The sequence below is a fragment of the Streptomyces sp. NPDC048636 genome (assembly GCF_040650655.1).
Taxonomy (GTDB): Bacteria; Actinomycetota; Actinomycetes; order Streptomycetales; family Streptomycetaceae; genus Streptomyces.
In genome coordinates this window covers 210,176-230,784 of record NZ_JBEZHR010000008.1, presented here as the reverse complement: position 1 = coordinate 230,784, position 20,609 = coordinate 210,176, and the positions used below count along the sequence as shown (strand labels likewise).

The following is a 20,609-nucleotide window of genomic DNA, read 5'->3' as shown; positions in this document are numbered from 1 at the left end:
GCCGGGCCGGGCCGCCGGGCCAGGAGCCGGGCGTCCGGAGAGCGAGGTACAGCAGCGGCCCCGGGGCGCGGACGCATACCGTTCGCACCCCGGGGCCGCCCGGGTTTCTCAGTCCTGAGGCGTCTTGCTGATCTCCCAGAACCGGAAGACGGTGGACGAGTCCAGGGTCCACTGGAGTCCGGAGATGGTGTTCTGGGCCACCGCGTACTGCTTGCCCTGCCACAGCGGGAGCATCGGCACATCGTCGGCGACGATGTCCTGGATCCGCTGGTAGTCGCCGACCGTGGCCGAGCGGCTGGGCTGCTCGGAGGTGGCCGGTATCAGCTGACCGGTCAGCAGCGCCGAGCTGTAGTGGTTGGCCAGGACGTTGTCGTCGCCGAAGAACGGGGCGACGAAGTTGTCCGGGTCCGGGTAGTCCGGCACCCAGCCCTTCACGTACACGCCGTACGTCCCGGCCGCGACGCCCTTCTCATAGGTCGCCACGTCGGCGCTCTTCACATCGACGTCGAACAGCCCGCTGGCGTTGAGCTGCTTGGCGATGGCGCGCAGCCCGGGGAGGGTGCCGGGGCCGTAGCGGATCGGGGTGCCCCACAGGGTCAGCTTGGCCTTGCCGGAGATCCCCGCCGCCCGGAGCGCCTGCTCGGCCTTGGCGGGCTGCGGCCGGTCGCCGTACTTGTCGTAGAAGGCCGTGTTGTGGCCGGTGATCCCGGCCGGGACGACCGAGTACAGCGGTTCGGCGGTGCGCTTGTAGACGTCGCGCACCAGGGTGCTGCGGTCGATCAGGTAGGCGACGGCCTTACGGACCCCGCGCTTGCCCGCCACCGGGTCCTTGAGGTTGAAGACGAGGTGCTGGACCTCGGCGCCGGTGCCCTCGACCACATCCAGGCTCTTGCCGCCCCCGACGCTGCGCGCCTGGAGGTCGGCCAGGTCCTTCATGGCCAGTCCGCGGTAGGCGAGGTCCACCTCGCCCTTCTCCACGGCGCTCTTCAGCCGCCGCTGCTCACCGTGGAAGAACTTCAGGCTCAGCCCGGTGTTCTTGGCCTTGGCGGGACCCTTGTAGCCGTCGTTGACGGCGAACTCGGCCTTGGTCTTGTCGAAGGACTTCAGGGTGTAGACACCGGAGCCGACCGCCTGGTCGTCGGTGCGCAGCTTGTCGGCCGGGTACTCCTGGTGGTCGACGATGGAGCCCGCGCCGGAGGCGATCTTCTGCGGGAAGGTCGCGTCCGCCTGCTTCAGGTTGAACTCCACGGTCCGCTTGTCCGGGGTCCTGATGGACCCGATGGAGGCGAACATCAGCGCCGGACCGTTCTTGTCGTTGATCCGCATGGTCCGCTCGAAGGAGAACTTGACGTCCTCGGAGGTGAGCGGATCGCCGTTGGAGAACGTCAGATCGTCCCTGAGCGCGCAGGTGTACACCCGGCTGGCGTTGTCCTTGAAGCTGCACGTCTTCGCGGCCTCGGGCTGGGGGGTGGTGCTGCCCTTGGGGAAGCTCAGCAGGGACTGGAACACATTGCTGAACAGCACCCAGGAGCCGGGGTCGTAGCCGGACGCCGGGTCGGTGGCGAGCACCTCGTCCGACATTCCCATGACCACGTGCTTGCCGCCGTCGGCGGCGTCACCGTCCTCGCTTCCGCATCCGGTCAGCAGGGCGGCGGCCAGCCCCGCCCCGAGGGGGGCTGCCAGCCACTGGTCACGTTTCCTCACGGATTGGTTCCTCACAGATTCGTCGTCGTGCAAGCGGCCCCCGTCTGTCTCCATCAGCCCTCGGCGCCGCGGCCGAGCTCCCAGAGCTGAAGCATGGTGGAGGAGTCGAACGCGTACTCCGCGCCGGTGATGTTCTCCCGGGCGGCCACATACGTGTTGCCCTGCCACAGCGGCAGGTAGGGGACGTCGTCGGCGACGGCGTTCTGGATGGACTGGAAGTCCTTGTTGGCCAGGGTGCGCTGGGTTTCCTGCCGCGTCTTGGGGATCAGCTCGTCCTGGATCACGCTGTTGCGGTAGGGCGAGTTGAGGAAGTTGTCCCTGGTGAGGAACGGGGCGATGTAGTTGTCCGGATCCGGGAAGTCCGGCAGCCAGCCCATGCCGTAGACCGGGTACTGGCGCTTGATCAGCTTGGGGCGGAACTCCGCCCACCGGACGCCCTTGATCTTGATGTCGAACAGCCCGCTGGCGTTGAGCTGGCGCTGAAGCTCCTTGAACTCCGTCGCGGTCTCCGGACCGTAGTGGTCGGTGGTGTACGTCAGCGTCAGCTTCACGGGGGCGTGGACCCCGGCCCGGCGCAGCGCCCGGCGGGCGGCGGCGGGGTTGGGGTCGCCGTACGCGTTGTGGAACGAGTTGGTGTGCGTGGTGACGTTGGACGGGATCAGCGAGTAGAGCGGTTCGGCGGTGCGCTTGTAGACGTCGCGCACCAGCGCCTGGCGGTCCACGAGGTGGGCCATCGCCTGGCGTATCGCCTTGTTCTTCACCGACGGGTCGGCGGTGTTGAAGCCGAGGTAGCGGATGCCCTGGCCGGACTGTTCGAAGAGCCGGACGCCCTTGAACTTCCCGCGGTTCAGCCGGTCGATCTGGTCGGGCGAGAAGCCTCGGTGGACCACGTCGACATCGCCGTCGACCAGCGCCCGCTCCAGCTCCGCCGAGGTCTTGTAGAAGCGCATCACGACCTTGTCGGTCTTCGGGGTGGCGTCGCCCTTGTAATGCGGGTTCTTGGTGAAGGTGACCTTGGCCAGCCGGTTGTCGCTGACCTCGGTCTCGGCCTGGTACGGACCGGAGCCCACCATGTCGAAGCCCTCGTGCAGCTTGTCCGGCGCGTAGACCTCGCTGTCGAGGATGGCCGCGGCAGGGGTGGTCAGCTTGGAGGGGAAGGTGGCGTCCGGGGAGGCGAGGTGAATGACCACCTCACGGTCGTTGGGGGTCTCGACCTTGTCCACGTTGGAGAGCAGGGAGACCGGACCGTTGCGGTTGTTGATGCGCAGGATGCGCTCCAGGGAGAACTTCACGTCCTCGGAGGTGAGCGCGTGGCCGTTGGAGAACTTCAGCCCGCTGCGCAGGGTGCAGCGGTACTGCTCGCTCTGCCGGTCCTGGAAGCCGCACTTCTCGGCGGCGTCGGGGATCGGTTCGGTGCCGGAGCGGGGCAGCCGCATCAGCGTCTGGAACGCGTTGTGCAGGACGCTCCAGGAGGCGAAGTCGTAGGCGAGGTCCGGGTCCAGGGGCGCGGGCGCCGCCTTGGTGGCCTCGATCCCGTCCGTGCTGCCCAGGACGAGCGCGTCACCGTCCGAGCCTGAGCCGTCGGTGCCGCCGCACGCGGTGAGCGCTGACATCAGTAGGCCCGCCACGGTGGGCAGCACCAGCGACTTGCGCTTCATTGTCGGGAGTCTCCCTGCGATCGATCAATCACTCGCGACGAGATTAGTCCGCGGCGCCAGCCATGCTGAGACACAACGAAGTTGAGGCGAAATCACGCCCCGATAACGAGCAACGATTGACCGATATACGGACGCGGTCGCGTTTCGTACGGCATGTCATCAATCCGGACACAAGGGTGTACGCAAACCGCACCAGAGAGGACGTGCAGCATAGACCCACCCCCCACGTCGACACCAAGTTCAGTGATAAACATCACGTTCGTTTTCACGGTGTCCTGGAGGGAAAAGTCCCCGGGTTATTCAGTCTGTCATTTGCAGAAATACGCTCAGTGTGCGATCAGTGCATTCCCGTGACCAGGGCCTGAAGAAATGGGAGATCGACTTCTTCGAGCGATCCGACGACCGTACGGCGCGCCGCGGGTTCGATCGCCACCACGGACGGCACCGCCACCACCTGACAGCCCGCCGCCTCGGCCGCCCGCACCCCGGTCGCGGTGTCCTCGACGACCACACAGCGGGCGGGGTCGGCGGCCAGTCCCGCGGCGGCGAAGAGATACGGGTCGGGGTACGGCTTGGTGCGTGCGATCTCGTCGCCCGCGACCGTCAGTGTGAAGTGCTCCTCGCCCAGCGAACGCAGCACCCGGTCCATCACCCGCCGGTGCGAGGCGGAGACCAGGGCGGTCGGGATCCCGTGCGCGACCAGCTCGGTGAGCAGCCGGTGGGCGCCGGGCAGCATCGGCACCGTGCCGTCGATCAGCTCGGTGAAGCGGCTGTTCAGCAGGCCGGTCAGCTCCGCGAGCGCGATATCGGCGCCGGTGGCCTCGATCAGGAAGGAGGCGCTGCGGGTCATCGGGCCGCCGACGACGACCTCGCGGTACTCCTCGGCCAGCGCGTGGCCGAGCTCGGCGAAGATCGAGACCTCCGCGTCCCACCAGATGCCCTCGGTGTCGACCAGGGTGCCGTCCATGTCGAGCAGAACGGCTTGCAGAGCGGATCCTTCGGCCGTACGGGTAGTGACGACGGGGATGCTGCTGGTCATCCAAACACCTCCGGACAAGGGGCACGAAGGCCGGCCTCCTCCCGTGGAACGGAAGGCGACCGGCCTCTACCGGATCGACCAGTTTACGACGTGCCGCCGCGCGGCGCCTCATGGCCGCTCGCGGGCGGTCCCGGGGCGGTCACCGTGCGTTGAAGTACTTCGCCTCCGGGTGGTGGATGACGATGGCGTCCGTGGACTGCTCGGGGTGCAGCTGGAACTCCTCGGAGAGCTTCACGCCGATGCGCTCGGGCTGGAGCAGTTCGGCGATCTTGGCGCGGTCCTCGAGGTCGGGACAGGCGCCGTAGCCGAGGGAGAAGCGGGCGCCGCGGTACTTCAGCGCGAACATGTCCTCGACGTCGGCGGGGTCCTCCCCGGCGAAGCCGAGCTCGGAGCGGACCCGGGCGTGCCAGTACTCGGCCAGTGCCTCGGCCAGCTGCACCGACAGCCCGTGGAGCTCCAGATAGTCGCGGTAGGAGTTGGACTCGAACAGCTCGGCGGTGGCTTCGCCGATCCGGGAGCCGACCGTGACGACCTGGAGGCCGACGACATCGGTCTCACCGGACTCCTCGGGCCGGAAGAAGTCGGCCAGACACAGCCGCCGTCCGCGGCGCTGGCGGGGGAAGGTGAAGCGGGTGCGCTCGCTGCCGTCCTCGTTCAGCAGCACCAGGTCGTCGCCCTTGGAGACACACGGGAAGTAGCCGTAGACCACGGCCGCCTCCAACAGGTTCTCGGTGTGCAGCTTGTCCAGCAGCCCGCGCAGCCGCGGGCGCCCCTCGGACTCGACCAGCTCCTCGTAGCCGGGCCCGTCACCGGTGCGGGCCTGCTTCAGCCCCCACTGGCCCTTGAACAGCGCGCCCTCGTCCAGCCAGGAGGCGTAGTCGGCCTGCTGGATGCCCTTGACCACCCGGGTGCCCCAGAACGGCGGGGCGGGCACCGGGTTGTCGGTGGCCACGTCGGAGCGGACCGGCCCCTGGTCCGGCTCCGGCTCCAGCACCTGGACGGCCTCGCGGCGGGGGACGCGGCGCTGCTTGAGCTCGGGGAGGGCGGCGCCGGGGACACCGCGCTTCACGGCGATCAGCGCGTCCATCAGCCGCAGCCCCTCGAAGGCGTCGCGGGCGTAGCGCACCTCGCCCTCGTAGACCTCGTGCAGATCCTGCTCCACATAGGCCCGGGTGAGGGCGGCCCCGCCGAGGATGACCGGGTAGTCGGCGGCCAGCTTGCGCTGGTTCAGCTCCTCCAGGTTCTCCTTCATGATCACGGTGGACTTCACCAGCAGCCCGGACATCCCGATGACATCCGCGCGGTGCTCCTCGGCGGCCTCCAGGATCGCGGAGACCGGCTGCTTGATACCGAGGTTGACCACGTTGTAGCCGTTGTTGGACAGGATGATGTCCACGAGGTTCTTGCCGATGTCGTGGACGTCGCCGCGGACGGTGGCGAGCACGATGGTGCCCTTGCCCTCGGTGTCCGACTTCTCCATATGCGGCTCCAGGTGGGCCACCGCGTTCTTCATGACCTCGGCGGACTGGAGCACGAACGGAAGCTGCATCTGGCCGGAGCCGAACAGCTCACCGACCACCTTCATCCCGTCCAGCAGCGTCTCGTTGACGATGTCCAGGGCGGCCCGCTCGAGGAGCGCGTCGTCGAGGTCCTGCTCGAGGCCGTTGCGCTCACCGTCGATGATGCGGCGCTTGAGGCGCTCGTCCAGTGGCAGGGCGAGCAGCTCCTCGGCCTTGCCCTCCTTCATCGACTTGGTGTCGACGCCCTCGAAGAGCTCCAGGAGCCTCTGGAGCGGGTCGTAGCCCTCGCGGCGGCGGTCGTGGATCAGATCGAGGGCGACCTGGACCTGCTCCTCCTCCAGCCGGGCGATCGGGAGGATCTTGGAGGCGTGCACGATGGCGGAGTCCAGCCCCGCCTTGACGCATTCGTCCAGGAAGACGGAGTTGAGCACGATCCGGGCGGCCGGGTTGAGGCCGAAGGAGATGTTCGACAGCCCGAGTGTGGTCTGGACGTCGGGGTGGCGGCGCTTGAGCTCGCGGATGGCCTCGATGGTGTTGACGCCGTCCTTGCGGGACTCCTCCTGACCGGTGCAGATGGTGAAGGTCAGACAGTCGATGAGGATGTCGGACTCCTGGATGCCCCAGTTGCCCGTCAGATCGTCGATGATCCGCTCGGCGATCTCGACCTTCTTCTCCGCCGTGCGGGCCTGGCCCTCCTCGTCGATGGTGAGGGCCATCAGCGCGGCGCCGTGCTCCTGGGCCAGCCGGGTGACCCTGGCGAAGCGGGAGTCGGGGCCGTCGCCGTCCTCGTAGTTGACCGAGTTGATGACCGCGCGGCCGCCCAGCTTCTCCAGGCCCGCCCGGAGAACGTCGACCTCGGTGGAGTCCAGCACGATCGGCAGGGTGGAGGCGGTGGCGAAACGGCCCGCCAGCTCCGCCATATCGGCCACACCGTCACGGCCCACGTAGTCGACGCACAGGTCGAGCAGATGGGCGCCCTCGCGGATCTGGTCGCGGGCCATCTCCACACAGTCGTCCCAGCGGCCCTCGAGCATGGCCTCGCGGAACTTCTTCGACCCGTTGGCGTTCGTCCGCTCACCGATGGCCAGGTACGAGGTGTCCTGGCGGAACGGAACGGTCTGGTAGAGCGAGGCGGCACCGGGCTCGGGGCGCGGTTCGCGCTCGCCCGGGGCCACTCCACGGACCCGCTCGACGACCTGGCGCAGGTGCTCGGGGGTGGTGCCGCAGCAGCCGCCCACCAGGGACAGGCCGTACTCGCGGACGAAGGTCTCCTGGGCGTCGGCCAGCTCGCCGGGGGTGAGCGGGTAGTGGGCGCCGTCCTTGCCGAGCACCGGCAGACCCGCGTTGGGCATGCACAGCAGGGGGGTGCGCGAGTGGCGGGCGAGATAGCGCAGATGCTCGCTCATCTCGGCCGGGCCGGTGGCGCAGTTGAGCCCGATCATGTCGATGCCCAGCGGCTCCAGGGCGGTCAGCGCCGCGCCGATCTCCGAGCCGAGCAGCATGGTGCCGGTGGTCTCCACCGTCACCGAGCAGATCAGCGGGAGGTTCGCGCCGGTGGCGTCCAGCGCGCGCCGGGCGCCGAGGACGGCGGCCTTGGTCTGGAGCAGGTCCTGGGTGGTCTCCACCAGCAGGGCGTCGGCCCCGCCGGTGATCATGCCTTCGGCGTTGGCCTGATAGGCGTCGCGCAGCACGGTGTACGGGGCGTGCCCCAGGGTGGGCAGCTTGGTCCCGGGCCCCATCGAGCCCAGCACCCAGCGGTCGCGTCCGTCGGCGGCGAACTCGTCCGCCACCTCGCGGGCGATCCGGGCACCGGCCTCGGACAGCTCGAAGACGCGGTCGGCGATGTCGTACTCGCCGAGGGCGGCGTGGTTGGCGCCGAAGGTGTTGGTCTCCACGCAGTCCACGCCCACCTCGTAGTAGGCGGCGTGGACGGAGCGGACGATATCGGGGCGGGTGAGATTGAGGATCTCGTTACAGCCCTCGAGCTGCTCGAAGTCGTCGAGGCTGGGCTCCTGCGCCTGGAGCATCGTCCCCATCGCGCCGTCGGCGACCACCACACGGGTGGCCAGCGCCTCGCGGAGCGCGTCGGCTCGGGCGGCGGATGTGGGTGATGGCTTGTGCAAGGCCATGGAAGTGCTCCCTGGAGTGCGACGGCTGTCGGCTTTGCGCCCCCACCGAGGGGGGCGCACCAGGCCAGCGTAGCCGCCGCACGCGGAACCGCGATGTTCGTTCCACCTTCCGGGACGGCGGCGCCCGCGATCGGCCGGTACCGGGGGCCGTGGGAGAGGCGGTGGCGGAGGCCCGGGACGGCGGCCCTGGCGCGGGCCATTACGCGAGGTCGTGGCGGGCGTCACGGTGGAGGTTGATCGTTTTCGTACGCCCTCCTGTACCGCAACGTCGACATGGACCGATAGTGTTCAGCATTGTCGAACACGGTCGGGAGGTTGGCGATGGCCCGGAACATCCAGTCGTTGGAGCGAGCTGCGGCGATGCTACGCCTGCTCGCCGGTGGGGAGCGACGTCTGGGACTGTCCGATATCGCCTCCACCCTGGGACTGGCCAAGGGGACCGCGCACGGCATCCTGCGCACCCTCCAGCAGGAGGGCTTCGTCGAGCAGGACGAGGCGTCGGGCCGCTATCAGCTCGGCGCGGAGCTGCTGCGCCTGGGCAACAGCTATCTGGACGTCCACGAGCTGCGCGCCCGCGCCCTGGTGTGGACCGACGACCTCGCCCGCTCCAGCGGGGAGAGCGTGTATCTGGGCGTGCTGCACCAGCAGGGCGTGCTCATCGTCCACCACGTCTTCCGCCCCGATGACAGCCGCCAGGTGCTTGAGGTCGGCGCGATGCACCCGCTGCACTCCACCGCCCTGGGCAAGGTGCTCTCCGCCTACGACCCGGTGGCGCACAGCGAGGTGGCCGAGGGCGAGCGCAAGGAGTTCACCCCCCGCACGGTGACCGGGGCCGAGGAGTTCGAGGGCGTCCTCGCCCTCACCCGGGCCCGGGGCTGGGGCGCGGACGTGGAGGAGACCTGGGAGGGCGTGGCGTCGGTCGCCGCCCCCGTCCACGACCGCCGGCGGCTGCCGGTCGGGGCCGTGGGGATCACCGGCGCCGTGGAACGGGTGTGCGACGGCGGAGAATTGCGCTCGGAGCTCGTGGCGGCCGTCCGGGACTGCGCCCGCGCCGTGTCCCGGGATCTCGGCGCAAGCCGCTTCTGATCCCGTCCGCCCAGGTCCGCACCGGTTCACAACGGTTTCACATACCCACGATTTTTCCGTCACACGACCCTTGACGAGGTCTCCCCCGTGAAGAAAACTGCCGTGCATCGGTCGGCATTGTCGAACACCTAACGACAATATTCGCTATGGTGGACTCGCCGCGGGCCGACCAACGCCCTCACCTGAGGGCGCGGACCACCGGAGGGACCCGGGGGTTCGCCTTCCCCTGGACGAAGGACAAAGGAGTCGCGGGTGTCCAGCTCCGACATCTTCATCGGCGAGACCATCGGTACCGCCGTTCTCATTCTGCTCGGCGGCGGAGTCGTCGCCGGCGTTGTCTTGAAGCGCTCGAAGGCGTTCGGCGCGGGATGGCTCGCCATCACCTTCGGGTGGGGCTTCGCCGTTCTCACCGCCGCGTACATATCCGCCCCGCTCTCCGGAGCGCACCTCAACCCGGCCGTGACCCTCGGGCTCGCCATCACCGACGGCACCGAGTGGAAGGACGTACCGGTCTATCTGCTCGGTCAGATGACCGGCGCCTTCATCGGCGCGATCCTGGTCTGGCTCGCCTACCTCGGCCACTTCCAGGCCCACCTCACCGACCGTGAGATCGTCGGCGGTCCGGGTGCGCAGGACACGGCCGCGGCCGATGTCAAGCAGGCCGCGGGCAGTGCCGGCCCGGTGCTGGGAGTCTTCTCCACCGGCCCGGAGATCCGGAACACGGTGCAGAACCTGCTCACCGAGATCATCGGCACCGCCGTCCTGGTGCTCGCCATCCTCACGCAGGGTCTGAACGGCAACGGCAACGGCCTGGGCACCATCGGTGTCCTGATCACCGCGCTGGTCGTGGTCGGCATCGGTCTCTCGCTCGGCGGGCCCACCGGCTACGCCATCAACCCGGCCCGTGACCTGGGCCCCCGCATCGCCCACGCCCTCCTGCCGCTGCCCAACAAGGGCGGCTCGGACTGGGGCTACGCATGGATCCCGGTCGCCGGCCCGCTCCTCGGCGGTGTCCTGGCGGGCGGCATCTTCGAGATCGCCTTCGCCTAGCCCCCACCCCTCAGACACGCAGGAGAGCCACCTATGACCGACACCCACACCACCAGCGCCTCCTCCCACGGTCACGGTCCGTTCATCGCCGCCATCGACCAGGGCACGACCTCCAGCCGCTGCATCGTCTTCGACCGCGACGGACGCATCGTCTCCGTCGACCAGAAGGAGCACGAGCAGATCTTCCCCAAGCCGGGCTGGGTCGAGCACAACGCGACCGAGATCTGGGAGAACGTCCAGGAGGTCGTCAACGGCGCCATCACCAAGGCCGGGATCACCTCCGCCGACGTCAAGGCGATCGGCATCACCAACCAGCGCGAGACCACCCTGCTGTGGGACAAGAACACCGGTGAGCCGGTGCACAACGCGCTCGTCTGGCAGGACACCCGCACCGACGCCCTCTGCCGTGAGCTCGGCCGCAACGTCGGACAGGACCGCTTCCGCCGGGAGACCGGCCTTCCGCTGGCCTCCTACTTCGCGGGCCCGAAGATCCGCTGGCTGCTCGACAACGTCGAGGGTCTGCGGGAGCGCGCCGAGTCCGGCGACATCCTCTTCGGCACCATGGACTCGTGGGTCATCTGGAACCTCACCGGCGGGGTCAACGGCGGGGTGCATGTCACCGACGTCACCAACGCCTCCCGCACCATGCTGATGAACCTGCACACCCTCGACTGGGACGAGAAGATCCTCACGTCGATGGAGATCCCGGCCACGGTGCTGCCGAAGATCCGCTCCTCCGCCGAGGTCTACGGCCGCACGGCCGACGGTGTCCTCGCGGGTGTGCCGGTGGCCTCCGCACTCGGTGACCAGCAGGCCGCCCTCTTCGGCCAGACCTGCTTCTCCGAGGGCGAGGCCAAGTCCACCTACGGCACCGGCACCTTCCTGCTGATGAACACCGGCGACAAGCCGGTCAACTCCTACAACGGGCTGCTGACCACCGTCGGCTACCGGATCGGCGACCAGAAGCCGGTCTTCGCCCTGGAGGGCTCCATCGCCGTCACCGGTTCGCTGGTGCAGTGGATGCGGGACCAGATGGGCCTGATCAACAGCGCCGCCGAGATCGAGACGCTGGCCAGCTCGGTGGACGACAACGGCGGCGCCTACTTCGTGCCGGCCTTCTCCGGTCTGTTCGCCCCGTACTGGCGGGACGACGCCCGCGGTGTCATCGCGGGTCTGACCCGTTACGTCACCAAGGCGCACATCGCCCGCGCGGTGCTCGAGGCCACCGCCTGGCAGACCCGCGAGATCGTCGACGCGATGACCAAGGACTCCGGTGTCGAGCTCACCGCGCTCAAGGTCGACGGCGGTATGACCTCCAACAACCTGCTGATGCAGACCCTCTCGGACGCCCTGGACGCCCCCGTGGTGCGTCCGATGGTCGCCGAGACCACCTGCCTCGGCGCGGCCTACGCCGCCGGCCTGGCCGTCGGCTTCTGGCCCGACACCGAGGCCCTGCGCGCCAACTGGCGCCGGGCCGCGGAATGGACCCCCCGTATGGACGCGGACGTTCGCGACCGCGAGTACAAGAGCTGGCTCAAGGCCGTGCAGCGGACCCTGGGCTGGATCGAGGACGAGGAGTAACAACATGACCACCCTGCAGAGCGTTCCGTCCCTCGGAACGCACCCGGCTGTCGGTTCGAACCCGGGCCGTGCCGAAACCCGGGAACAGCTCTCCAAGGCTTCTTACGACCTCCTGGTGATCGGTGGCGGCATCCTGGGCATCACCACTGCCTGGCACGCCGCGCAGTCCGGGCTGCGGGTGGCGATGGTGGACGCCGGCGACTTCGCCGGCGCCACCTCCTCCGCTTCCTCCAAGCTGCTCCACGGCGGCCTGCGCTACCTCCAGACGGGGGCGGTCAAGCTGGTCGCCGAGAACCACTTCGAGCGGCGGGCGGTCTCCCGTACCGTCGCTCCGCACCTGGCCAACCCGCTCACCTTCTACCTGCCGGTGTACAAGGGCGGTCCGCACGGCGCGGCCAAGCTGGGCGCGGGCGTCTTCGCCTACTCCGCGCTCTCCGCCTTCCGTGACGGCGTCGGACATGTCCTCAAGCCCGAGAGGGCCGCGCGTGATGTGCCCGAGCTGCGCACCGACGGCCTCAAGGCGGTCGCGGTCTACGGCGACGGTCAGATGAACGACAGCCGGATGGCCCTGATGACGGTCCGCGCGGCGGCCGAGGCCGGTGCCACCGTGCTCAACCACGCCGAGGTCACCGGGTTGCGGAAGACCGACGGCCGGGTCACCGGCGCGGACCTCAGGGACCGTACCGACGGCACCGAGTTCGGTGTCAACGCCCGGCTGGTGCTCAACGCCACCGGCCCCTGGGTGGACCACCTGCGCCGGATGGAGGACCCGGGCGCGGCCCCGTCGATCCGGCTGTCCAAGGGCGCGCACCTGGTGCTCAAGCGCACCTCGCCGTGGAACGCGGCGCTGGCGACCCCGATCGACAAGTACCGCATCACCTTCGCCCTCCCCTGGGAGGACATGCTGCTGCTCGGCACCACCGACGAGGAGTTCGAGGGCGACCCGGCCGATGTCGCGGTCAACGAGAAGGACGTCTCCCAGATCCTGGACGAGGCCGCCTTCTCCATCCGCGACCAGCAGCTCTCCCGTGATCTGATCACCTACTCCTTCGCGGGTCTGCGGGTGCTGCCCGGTGGCCCCGGCGACACCGCGAAGGCCAAGCGCGAGACCGTGGTCACCGAGGGCAAGGGCGGGATGCTGTCCATAGCCGGTGGCAAGTGGACGACCTTCCGGCATATCGGCCGCACCGTGATGACCAAGCTGGCCGAGCTGCCCGGCCGTCCCCTCGCGGACGACATGGAGCCGGTCAAGCAGCTGCCGAAGCACATGCCGCTGCCGGGCATCGCCAACCCGCACGCGGTGGAGCACCGGCTGCTGGTGGACGGTGGCACCCCCGGTCCCCGGATGGCCGCCGACACCGCGCGCCACCTGGCCACCCACTACGGCTCGCTCTCCTTCGACATCGCGCGGCTCGCCAGCGCCGACCCGGCGCTCGCCGAGCGGATCCACCCGGACGCCCCGGAGATCTGGGCGCAGGTGGCCTACGCCCGCGACCACGAGTGGGCCGAGACGGCCGACGACGTACTGCGCCGCCGCACCACCCTCACCATCCGCGGTCTGGACTCGGACGACATCCGCGGCCGGGTCGAGGACCTGCTGGCCAAGCGCGCCTGACCCCCGCGGGCCGCTTACGGTCCGGACGGCCGGGCGGGAGGAACACTCCTTCCGCCCGGCCGTCCGGCTTTCCCGGACGCCCCCGCGCAACCCCGTCAACTCCGCTCGCGCATAGGAGAGTTGACGGGGCGGCTGACGACGTACAACCCCTCGGTCCCCCGGGGCGAAAAATCAACGGGGACTCTCTTGCCTTCTTCGGTGGCACGCGCATCAATGACAGCGCCCCTTTGTGACGGGCAGTCAGCACGGATTCCCCTTCACGCATTTCCCCCACACCGGAAGGCACCCCCATGAGACGCATCACGCTCGGGATCAGTACGGCACTGGGCACGGCGGCACTGGCCACCGGGGCGCTCGCGCTGGCGCCGACGGCCTCCGCGGTCGACCCCACCACCGCCACCATCACCGCCGACTGCGGGACCTTCGGCTCCGGATCGGCGACGCTCACGGCCACGCAGGACGGCACCGCCGCGACCATCACCCTGTCCTCGTCGGCGGTCAAGGCGCCCCTCGACGTCCCCGCCGGGGCCGTCCAGTCCACACTGACGCTGTCGAAGAACGGCTCGGAGACCACCACCTTCACCGGCTCCTCCAACCCGGCCATCCCGACCGGCTCCGATGTGTCCACCGGTCCGCTGACCGGTACGGTCGCGGCGGGTGACGTGCTGGAGGCCAAGTCCCTGAAGCTCGTGGTGTTCGGCTTCATCACGGTGGACTGCACGGCCACTTCGGCCCAGTCGCCCGGCCCGTTCACCTTCTGAGCCCACTGCTCCGCGGCGGCCCGGTGGCGTCCTCGGCGGACGCCACCGGGCCGGTCACGCCATAATGGACCCATAGATCGGATGTTTGTTCCGGGGAGGTCCACCATGGCGGTCACCGACGAGGCGATCGAGAAAATCAAGGGCATGATCGTCTCGGGTGCGCTGCGCCCGGGGGACCGGCTCCCCAAGGAGAGCGAGCTCGCCGCCGACCTCGGGCTGTCCCGCAACTCGCTGCGGGAGGCGGTGCGGGCGCTCTCACTGATCCGCATCCTCGACGTACGGCAGGGCGACGGCACCTATGTCACCAGCCTGGACCCGCAGTTGCTGCTGGAGGCCCTGAGCTTCGTCGTCGACTTCCACCGGGACGACACGGTGCTGGAGTTCCTCGCGGTGCGCCGCATCCTGGAGCCCGCCGCCACCGCGCTGGCCTGCACCCGGATCGGCGACGCCGAGCTGGACGCGCTCACCGCCCAGCTGGACGCGCTGGGGCAGGAGCCCTCGGTGGAGGAGCTGGTGGCCTGTGATCTGGAGTTCCACCGGGGCATCGTCCAGGCGTCGGGCAACTCGGTGCTCTGCTCCCTGCTCGACGGGCTCTCCGGGCCCACCACCCGGGCCCGGGTGTGGCGCGGGCTGACCCAGGAGGACGCGGTCAGCCGCACCCTGCACGAGCACCGGGCGATCCTGGCCGCCCTGCGCGACCGGGACGCGGAGGCGGCGCGCTCCTGGGCGACGGTGCATATCGCCAGCGTCGAGCAGTGGCTGCGCTCCACGCTCTGAGGGGGCGGACGGCTCAGCCCCCGAGGCCGTAGACCCCGGCCGCGGTACCGCCGAAGACCGCGGCGCGCTCGTCGGCCGTGAGGCGCAGCGCGGCCCGTTCCGCCAGGGCGACCACCTCGTCGTAGGGGGCGGCCAGGGTGCACACCGGCCAGTCCGAGCCGAACAGCACCCGGCCGGGCCCGAACGCGTCCAGCACATGCCAGGCGTACGGCAGGATCTGCTCGGAGCGCCAGCTGTCCCAGGGCGCCTCGGTGACCAGGCCGGAGAGTTTGCAGACCACATTGGGCAGGGCGGCGAGCGCGGTCAGCCGCCAGGCCCAGGGCTCGCGTTCACCGGCCGCGATGGGCGGTTTCGCGGCATGGTCCAGGACGAAGCGCAGTCCCGGCAGCTCGCGTACGGCGTCGATGGCGGCGGGCAGTTCGCGCGGGGTGACCAGCAGGTCGTAGACCAGGTCCGCGTCGGCCACGGCGGCGAGCCCCCGGCGTACGTCGCCACGGGCCAGCCAGCGGGCGTCGGGCTCGTCCTGGACCTGGTGGCGCAGGCCCACCAGCCGGTCGCCACCGGGTCCGGCGGCCAGTGCGGCGAGCACCTCGCGCAGCCGGGGGTCGGTGAGGTCGGCCCAGCCGACGACGCCCGCGATCCGGTCCGACGCACCGGCCAGGGCGAGCAGTTCCCGCGTCTCCGCCAGGGAGGAGCTGGACTGGACGAGGACGGTGGCCCCGATGGCGTGGGCGTCCAGATGGGGTGCGAGGTCCCGCGGGGTGAAGGTGCGGCGGATCGGGCCCGCCCAGGGGCCGTCCATCCACGGCTGCGCGCGGCGGGTCAGGTCCCACAGGTGGTGGTGGGCGTCGACGCGCTGCGGCACGGGGCGCTCCTTCGCGGTCGGATTCACGGTCGGACCGGCAGCGGGAGGTCGTCGTCGAGCAGTCCGCGGCGCACCAGAGCGTGCCACAGCTCGTCGGGGATGTCGTGGCCGAACAGGGCGGCGTTGTCGCGGACTTCGGCCGGTGAGCCGCAGCCGACGACCGCGGCGGCCACGGTGGGGTGGCCGAACGGGAAGCGCAGGGCGGCCGCCCGCAGCGGCACCCCGAACCGGGCGCACTCCTCGGCGAGGCGCCGGGCGCGCTCGACGGTCTCCGGGGGCGCGGGCCGGTAGTCGTAGCGGGCGCCTGGGCCGGGGGCGGCGAGGAGACCGGAGTTGTAGACGCCGCCGACCACCACCGAGGTGCCGCGCCGCTCGCACACCGGGAGCAGATCGTCGTAGGCGGTGCGCTCCAGGAGGGTCCAGCGTCCGGCGCACAGCACGACGTCCACATCGAGGTGGGCGACGAAACGGGCGAGTACGTCGCTGTGGTTCATACCGAAGCCGATGGCCCGGACCACCTTCTGGTCGCGCAGCTCGGCCAGGGCCGGGAAGCCCGTCTCATAGACCTCACGGATGTGGTGTTCCGGATCGTGGAGGTAGACGATGTCGACGGCGTCGACTCCGAGCCGTTCCAGGGAGGATTCCAGGGCGGTGAGGATGCCGTCCCGGGTGAAGTCCCAGGCGCGTACCCGGTCGGGGGTGTCGGCGAACCCCTCCGGCTGGGCGGGCTCCCCGGGCGCGCGCGGCCGCAGCCGCCGCCCCACCTTGGTGGACAGGGTGTACGCGGTGCGGTCGCGCCCGGCCAGCGCCCGCCCCAGCCGCTCTTCGGAGAGGCCGACGCCGTAGTGCGGGGCGGTGTCCAGATAGCTGAGGCCCGCGTCCAGGGCGGCCCTTACGGTGGCCTGGGCGCGCTCCTCGGGCACCGCCGCGTAGAGGTTGCCCAGCGGTGCGCAGCCGAGCCCCAGGGGCGGTACACGGACGCCGGAGCGCCCCAGTTCCCGCGGTCCGCGCGGTGTCCACGCCATGGCCGCCTCCTCCCTCCCGGTCTCCCTCAGTCCTGCTTCTCGCCGCCGGCGTAGCGGGAGATGATCAGCGCGACGATGATGATGGAGCCGTTGATGAACTGGTTCCACAGGGGCGGAACGCCGCCGAGGGTCATCACATTGACGACCAGCTGGAGGGTCAGCACACCGGTGAGCGCGCCGAAGAGGGTGCCCCGGCCGCCCTTGAGGCTGATGCCGCCGATGACGGCCGCGGCGAACACCTGGAAGATCCAGCCGTTGCCCTGGGTGGCGGCGACCGACCCGTAGTGGCCGGTATAGAGGATCCCGGCGAACGCGGCGAGCAGCCCGGCCACGCTCAGCACGATCCAGGTGACGCGGTCCACGCGGATGCCCGCGGCGCGGGCGGCCTCGGGGTTGCCGCCGATGGCGTAGAGGGCGCGGCCGTGGCGCAGATAGCCGAGGGCGAGGCCGCCGGCGGTGTAGAGGCCGAGGCAGAGCCATACGGCGGCGGGGGCGCCCAGCCAGTCCGCCTTGCCCAGGTAGCGGAAGGACTCGGGGACGTTGACGATCGACTGGCCCTCGGAGATGCCGACTTGGAGCCCGCGCAACATGGTGAGCATGCCGAGCGTCGCGATGAAGCCGTTGACGCGCAGGGTGAGCATCAGGAAGCCGTTGGCGGCCCCGATGGCCGCGCCGACGGCCAGACACAAGGGGATGGCCGTCCACACCGGCAGCAGCCCCAGGCCCTCGAACCGGGCGCCGTGCGCGGGCAGGACGAGCCACAGGGCGATCACGGGAGCGACCGCGATGGTGGACTCCAGGGAGAGGTCCATCCGTCCACTGATCAGGATCAGTGCCTCGCCGAGCACCAGCAGTCCCAGTTCGGTCGACTGCTGAACGACGCCGATCAGATTGTCCTCAGTGAGGAAGGCGGGCGAGACGATGAAGCCGATCACCCCCAGGACGAAGATCACGGGCACCAGGGACAGATCGCGCCAGCGCGCGAGGTCCGGCCGTGGGCGGGCCCGGTCCGCCGCCGGTCCGTCCACCACCGGTTCGGCGGCCCGCTGCCGTGCGGTATCGGTCATGGCTGCCTTCCTCCCCTGCCGTCGTGCCCGTCCTTATGGCCCTGGTGGGCGCCGCGGTGTGTCCCGCCGGGTGCCGGGTCCGCACCCCGCTGGGTGATGCCTTCCATCGCGGCGACCAGTCCGTGGTCGGTCCAGCCGCTGTCGAACGCGGCGACCACCCGGCCGCGGAAGAACGCCAGAACGCGGTCGCAGACCCTGAGGTCGTCCAGTTCGTCGGAGACGATGACCGCCCCGCTCCCGGCCGCGGCGACCTCACGCACCACCCCGAGCAGCGCCTCCTTGGACCTCACATCCACTCCGGCGGTGGGGCGGATGGCGACCAGAACGCTCGGCTCGCGCGCGAGCGCCCGCGCGATGACGACCTTCTGCTGATTTCCGCCGGACAAACCCGAGACGGGCTGTGAGGGTCCCGCGGTTTTGATGTCCAGCGAGGTGATCATGCGCTGGGCGAAGGCGCGGGTACGGGAGGGCAGCACGGTGCCGTACGGACCGAGCTGGTCGGTGACGGTCAGGGTGGCGTTCTCCGCGACACTGCGCCCGGGGATCAGCCCCTGGCGGTGCCGGTCCTCGGGGACATAGCCGATCCCGGCGTCGAGGGCGTGCGGCACACTGCCGGTGCGCACCGGACGGCCGCGGACCGCCAGCCGTCCGCCGTCCGGACGGCGCAGCCCCACCAGGGTCTCCCCCACCGCGGTGTTGCCGCTGGCCGTCGCCCCGGCCAGGCCCACCACCTCGCCCGGGCGCACCACCAGGTCCAGCGGTGCGAACGCGCCCGCCACGCACAGCCCTTCGGCGCGCAGCACCGGTGCGCCGTCCGGTGCGCCGTCCGGTGCGCCGCCCGGTCCGGCCCCGCGGCCGGTGGGCGAGGCCGGGACCGCCGCGCGGGAGTCGCCCCCGGGCGCCCCCGCGGTGTCCCCGGTCATCGCCGCGACCAGGGCCTCCTTGGGCAGTTCGGCCACCGGGGCGGTGAGCACATGGCGCGCGTCGCGGAAGACGGTGACGGTGTCGCAGAGTTCGTAGACCTCGTGCAGATGGTGCGAGATGAACAGGAACGCGACCCCCTGGGAGCGCAGTTCGGCGAGCCGGGTGAAGAGCCGGTCGATCCCGCCCGCGTCGAGCCGCGCGGTCGGCTCGTCGAGGATGATCAGCCGGGCCCCGAAGGACAGGGCACGGGCGATCTCGACGAACTGCCGCTGCTCGACGCCGAGCTCCTTCGCCCGCGTCCGGGGGTCCACCTCGACGCCGTACTCGGCCAGCAGCGCATGGGCGGCCTCGCGCAGCTCGGCCCAGCGGATCCGTCCGGTGCCGGGGAGGCGGCCCAGATGGAGGTTCTCGGCCACCGTCAGCTCGGGGACCACCATCGACTTCTGGTAGACACAGGCCACCTTGGCGCGCCAGGCGGCCGTGTCGCCGTAGCCGGGGGCGGGCTCTCCGGCGAAGGTCACCTCGCCCGCGTCCGGGCGCTCCATCCCGGTCAGCACGGAGACCAGGGTGGACTTGCCCGCGCCGTTGCGCCCGACGAGCGCGTGGGCCCCGCCGGAGGCCACGGCCAGCTCGGCCCGGTCCAGGGCGACGGTGGGGCCGAACCGCTTGACGACGCGCCGGGCGCACACCGCGGCGGGCTGTTCCACGGCGGCCATGGCTACTTCCGCTTCTCGAGCTGGTTGGCCCACAGCCCGGGGTCGTCGGCGTTCTTCTTGGTGACGAGCGGTGCCGGGAGCTGGTCCTCGAGACCGCCCGCGATCCTGACGATCCGTGAACCGTGGTCGGTGCGGCCGGGGTGGAAGGTCTTGCCGTCCAGAGCCGCCCTGGCGTACTTCAGCGCGTAGGTGGCGTAGAGGTCGGCGGGCTGGGAGAGGGTGGCGTCGATCTTCCCCGAGCGGATGGCGTCCAGTTCCTCCGGGATACCGTCGTTGGAGACGATCGTGATGTGCCCGACCGAACCCGCGGGCTTCAGCAGCTTCTTCTGCTCCAGCAGCGCCAGGGTGGGCTGGAGGAAGGCGCCGCCCGCCTGCATATAGATGCCGTCGATGTCCCGGTGCTGGGCCAGCAGGCTCTGGAGCTTGGCGGAGGCGACATCGCCCTTCCAGTCGGTCGGCAGCTCATGCACGGTGATTCCCGGGTACTTCCGCTTCATACAGGAGGCGAAGGCACGTGACCGGTCCCGGCCGTTGATGGAGCTGAGGTCGCCCTGGAGCTCGGCGACCCGGCCCTTGCCGCCGAGCTTCTTCCCCAGATACGCGCACGCCCTGGTGCCGTAGGCGCGGTTGTCGGCCCGGACCACCATGTAGACCCTTCCGCTGTCGGGGCGCGTGTCCACGCTGATGACCGGGATCTTCTTCTCCGCCAGCCGTTCGAGGGTGGAGGCGACCGCGCCGGTGTCCTGCGGGGCCATCACGATGGCCTTGGCGCCCTGGTCGCTGAGGGCCTGGACGTTGGCCACCAGCTTGGAGATGTCGTTCTGCGAGTTGGACAGCGGCAGGGCGGAGACGGTGCCCTTGTCGATGCCCTTCTCCAGGTACTGCTGGTAGGAGTTCCAGAAGTCGGTGTCCGTGCGCGGCATGTCGATGCCGACCTTGCCGCCACCGGCGCCGCCGCTCTCACGGTTGCAGCCGGTGAGCGTCGCGGCGACGGCCAGCAGCACGGCGCAGGCGGCGGTGGCGGAGGTGCGCGGTCTCGTCATCGGGTCCCGTCCTTGGTCGGTCCTGGTTCCTGCGGTGCGGGTGTGGCTG

15 protein-coding genes are annotated in these 20,609 nt (G+C 70.3%); 6 read left to right on the top strand and 9 right to left on the bottom strand.

Annotation, left to right across the window (positions count from 1 at the left end):
* Positions 1-108: 108 nt before the first annotated feature.
* The 4 genes from AB0C66_RS23170 to metH form a co-directional block, all read right to left on the bottom strand.
* Positions 109-1,704, bottom strand: coding sequence for an ABC transporter substrate-binding protein (locus AB0C66_RS23170; protein ID WP_362441632.1), 1,596 nt, complete (start codon positions 1,702-1,704; stop codon positions 109-111).
* Positions 1,705-1,757: 53 nt separating this feature from the next.
* Positions 1,758-3,362, bottom strand: a complete 1,605-nt coding sequence (locus AB0C66_RS23165) for an ABC transporter substrate-binding protein (protein ID WP_362441629.1) — start codon at positions 3,360-3,362, stop codon at positions 1,758-1,760.
* Between the two features lie 337 nt (positions 3,363-3,699).
* Positions 3,700-4,401, bottom strand: coding sequence for an HAD family phosphatase (locus AB0C66_RS23160; RefSeq protein WP_362441626.1), 702 nt, complete (start codon positions 4,399-4,401; stop codon positions 3,700-3,702).
* A gap of 139 nt (positions 4,402-4,540) precedes the next feature.
* Positions 4,541-8,050, bottom strand: a complete 3,510-nt coding sequence (gene metH, locus AB0C66_RS23155) for a methionine synthase (protein WP_362441623.1) — start codon at positions 8,048-8,050, stop codon at positions 4,541-4,543.
* Positions 8,051-8,371: 321 nt separating this feature from the next.
* Between metH and AB0C66_RS23150 the strand changes: the two genes are divergently transcribed.
* The 6 genes from AB0C66_RS23150 to AB0C66_RS23125 all read left to right on the top strand — a co-directional run bounded on the left by AB0C66_RS23150 (position 8,372) and on the right by AB0C66_RS23125 (position 14,920).
* A complete protein-coding gene (locus AB0C66_RS23150; protein WP_362441620.1) occupies positions 8,372-9,136 on the top strand; it encodes an IclR family transcriptional regulator in 765 nt (254 codons plus the stop codon).
* 252 nt (positions 9,137-9,388) lie between these two features.
* Positions 9,389-10,186 (top strand): MIP/aquaporin family protein, encoded by a 798-nt coding sequence (locus AB0C66_RS23145; protein WP_362441617.1) that lies wholly within the window; start codon positions 9,389-9,391, stop codon positions 10,184-10,186.
* Between the two features lie 33 nt (positions 10,187-10,219).
* The gene (gene glpK, locus AB0C66_RS23140; protein ID WP_362441615.1) at positions 10,220-11,767 is read left to right on the top strand and encodes a glycerol kinase GlpK; all 1,548 of its coding nucleotides are present in this window, start codon (positions 10,220-10,222) and stop codon (positions 11,765-11,767) included.
* Positions 11,768-11,771: 4 nt separating this feature from the next.
* A complete protein-coding gene (locus AB0C66_RS23135; RefSeq protein ID WP_362441613.1) occupies positions 11,772-13,382 on the top strand; it encodes a glycerol-3-phosphate dehydrogenase/oxidase in 1,611 nt (536 codons plus the stop codon).
* A gap of 290 nt (positions 13,383-13,672) precedes the next feature.
* Positions 13,673-14,143, top strand: a complete 471-nt coding sequence (locus AB0C66_RS23130) for a hypothetical protein (protein ID WP_362441610.1) — start codon at positions 13,673-13,675, stop codon at positions 14,141-14,143.
* Between the two features lie 105 nt (positions 14,144-14,248).
* Complete coding sequence (locus AB0C66_RS23125) at positions 14,249-14,920, top strand: FadR/GntR family transcriptional regulator (RefSeq protein WP_362441608.1); 672 nt, start codon at positions 14,249-14,251, stop codon at positions 14,918-14,920.
* 13 nt (positions 14,921-14,933) lie between these two features.
* Here AB0C66_RS23125 and AB0C66_RS23120 read toward each other — a convergent pair whose 3' ends face one another.
* Genes AB0C66_RS23120 through AB0C66_RS23100 form a run of 5 tightly spaced genes read right to left on the bottom strand, consistent with a single transcriptional unit; the run spans position 14,934 to position 20,560 of the window.
* Positions 14,934-15,785, bottom strand: coding sequence for an amidohydrolase family protein (locus AB0C66_RS23120; protein WP_362441605.1), 852 nt, complete (start codon positions 15,783-15,785; stop codon positions 14,934-14,936).
* A gap of 23 nt (positions 15,786-15,808) precedes the next feature.
* A complete protein-coding gene (locus tag AB0C66_RS23115) occupies positions 15,809-16,810 on the bottom strand; it encodes an aldo/keto reductase (protein WP_362441602.1) in 1,002 nt (333 codons plus the stop codon).
* A gap of 26 nt (positions 16,811-16,836) precedes the next feature.
* Entirely contained in the window at positions 16,837-17,877 is a 1,041-nt protein-coding gene (locus AB0C66_RS23110; RefSeq protein WP_362441599.1) for an ABC transporter permease, read from the bottom strand.
* Positions 17,874-19,517: a sugar ABC transporter ATP-binding protein gene (locus tag AB0C66_RS23105; RefSeq protein WP_362441596.1), complete on the bottom strand. Its 1,644-nt coding sequence runs from the start codon at positions 19,515-19,517 to the stop codon at positions 17,874-17,876. The genes AB0C66_RS23110 and AB0C66_RS23105 overlap by 4 nt, the downstream gene beginning before the upstream one ends.
* A 2-nt stretch (positions 19,518-19,519) precedes the next feature.
* Complete coding sequence (locus AB0C66_RS23100) at positions 19,520-20,560, bottom strand: sugar ABC transporter substrate-binding protein (RefSeq protein ID WP_362441593.1); 1,041 nt, start codon at positions 20,558-20,560, stop codon at positions 19,520-19,522.
* Positions 20,561-20,609: the final 49 nt, after the last annotated feature.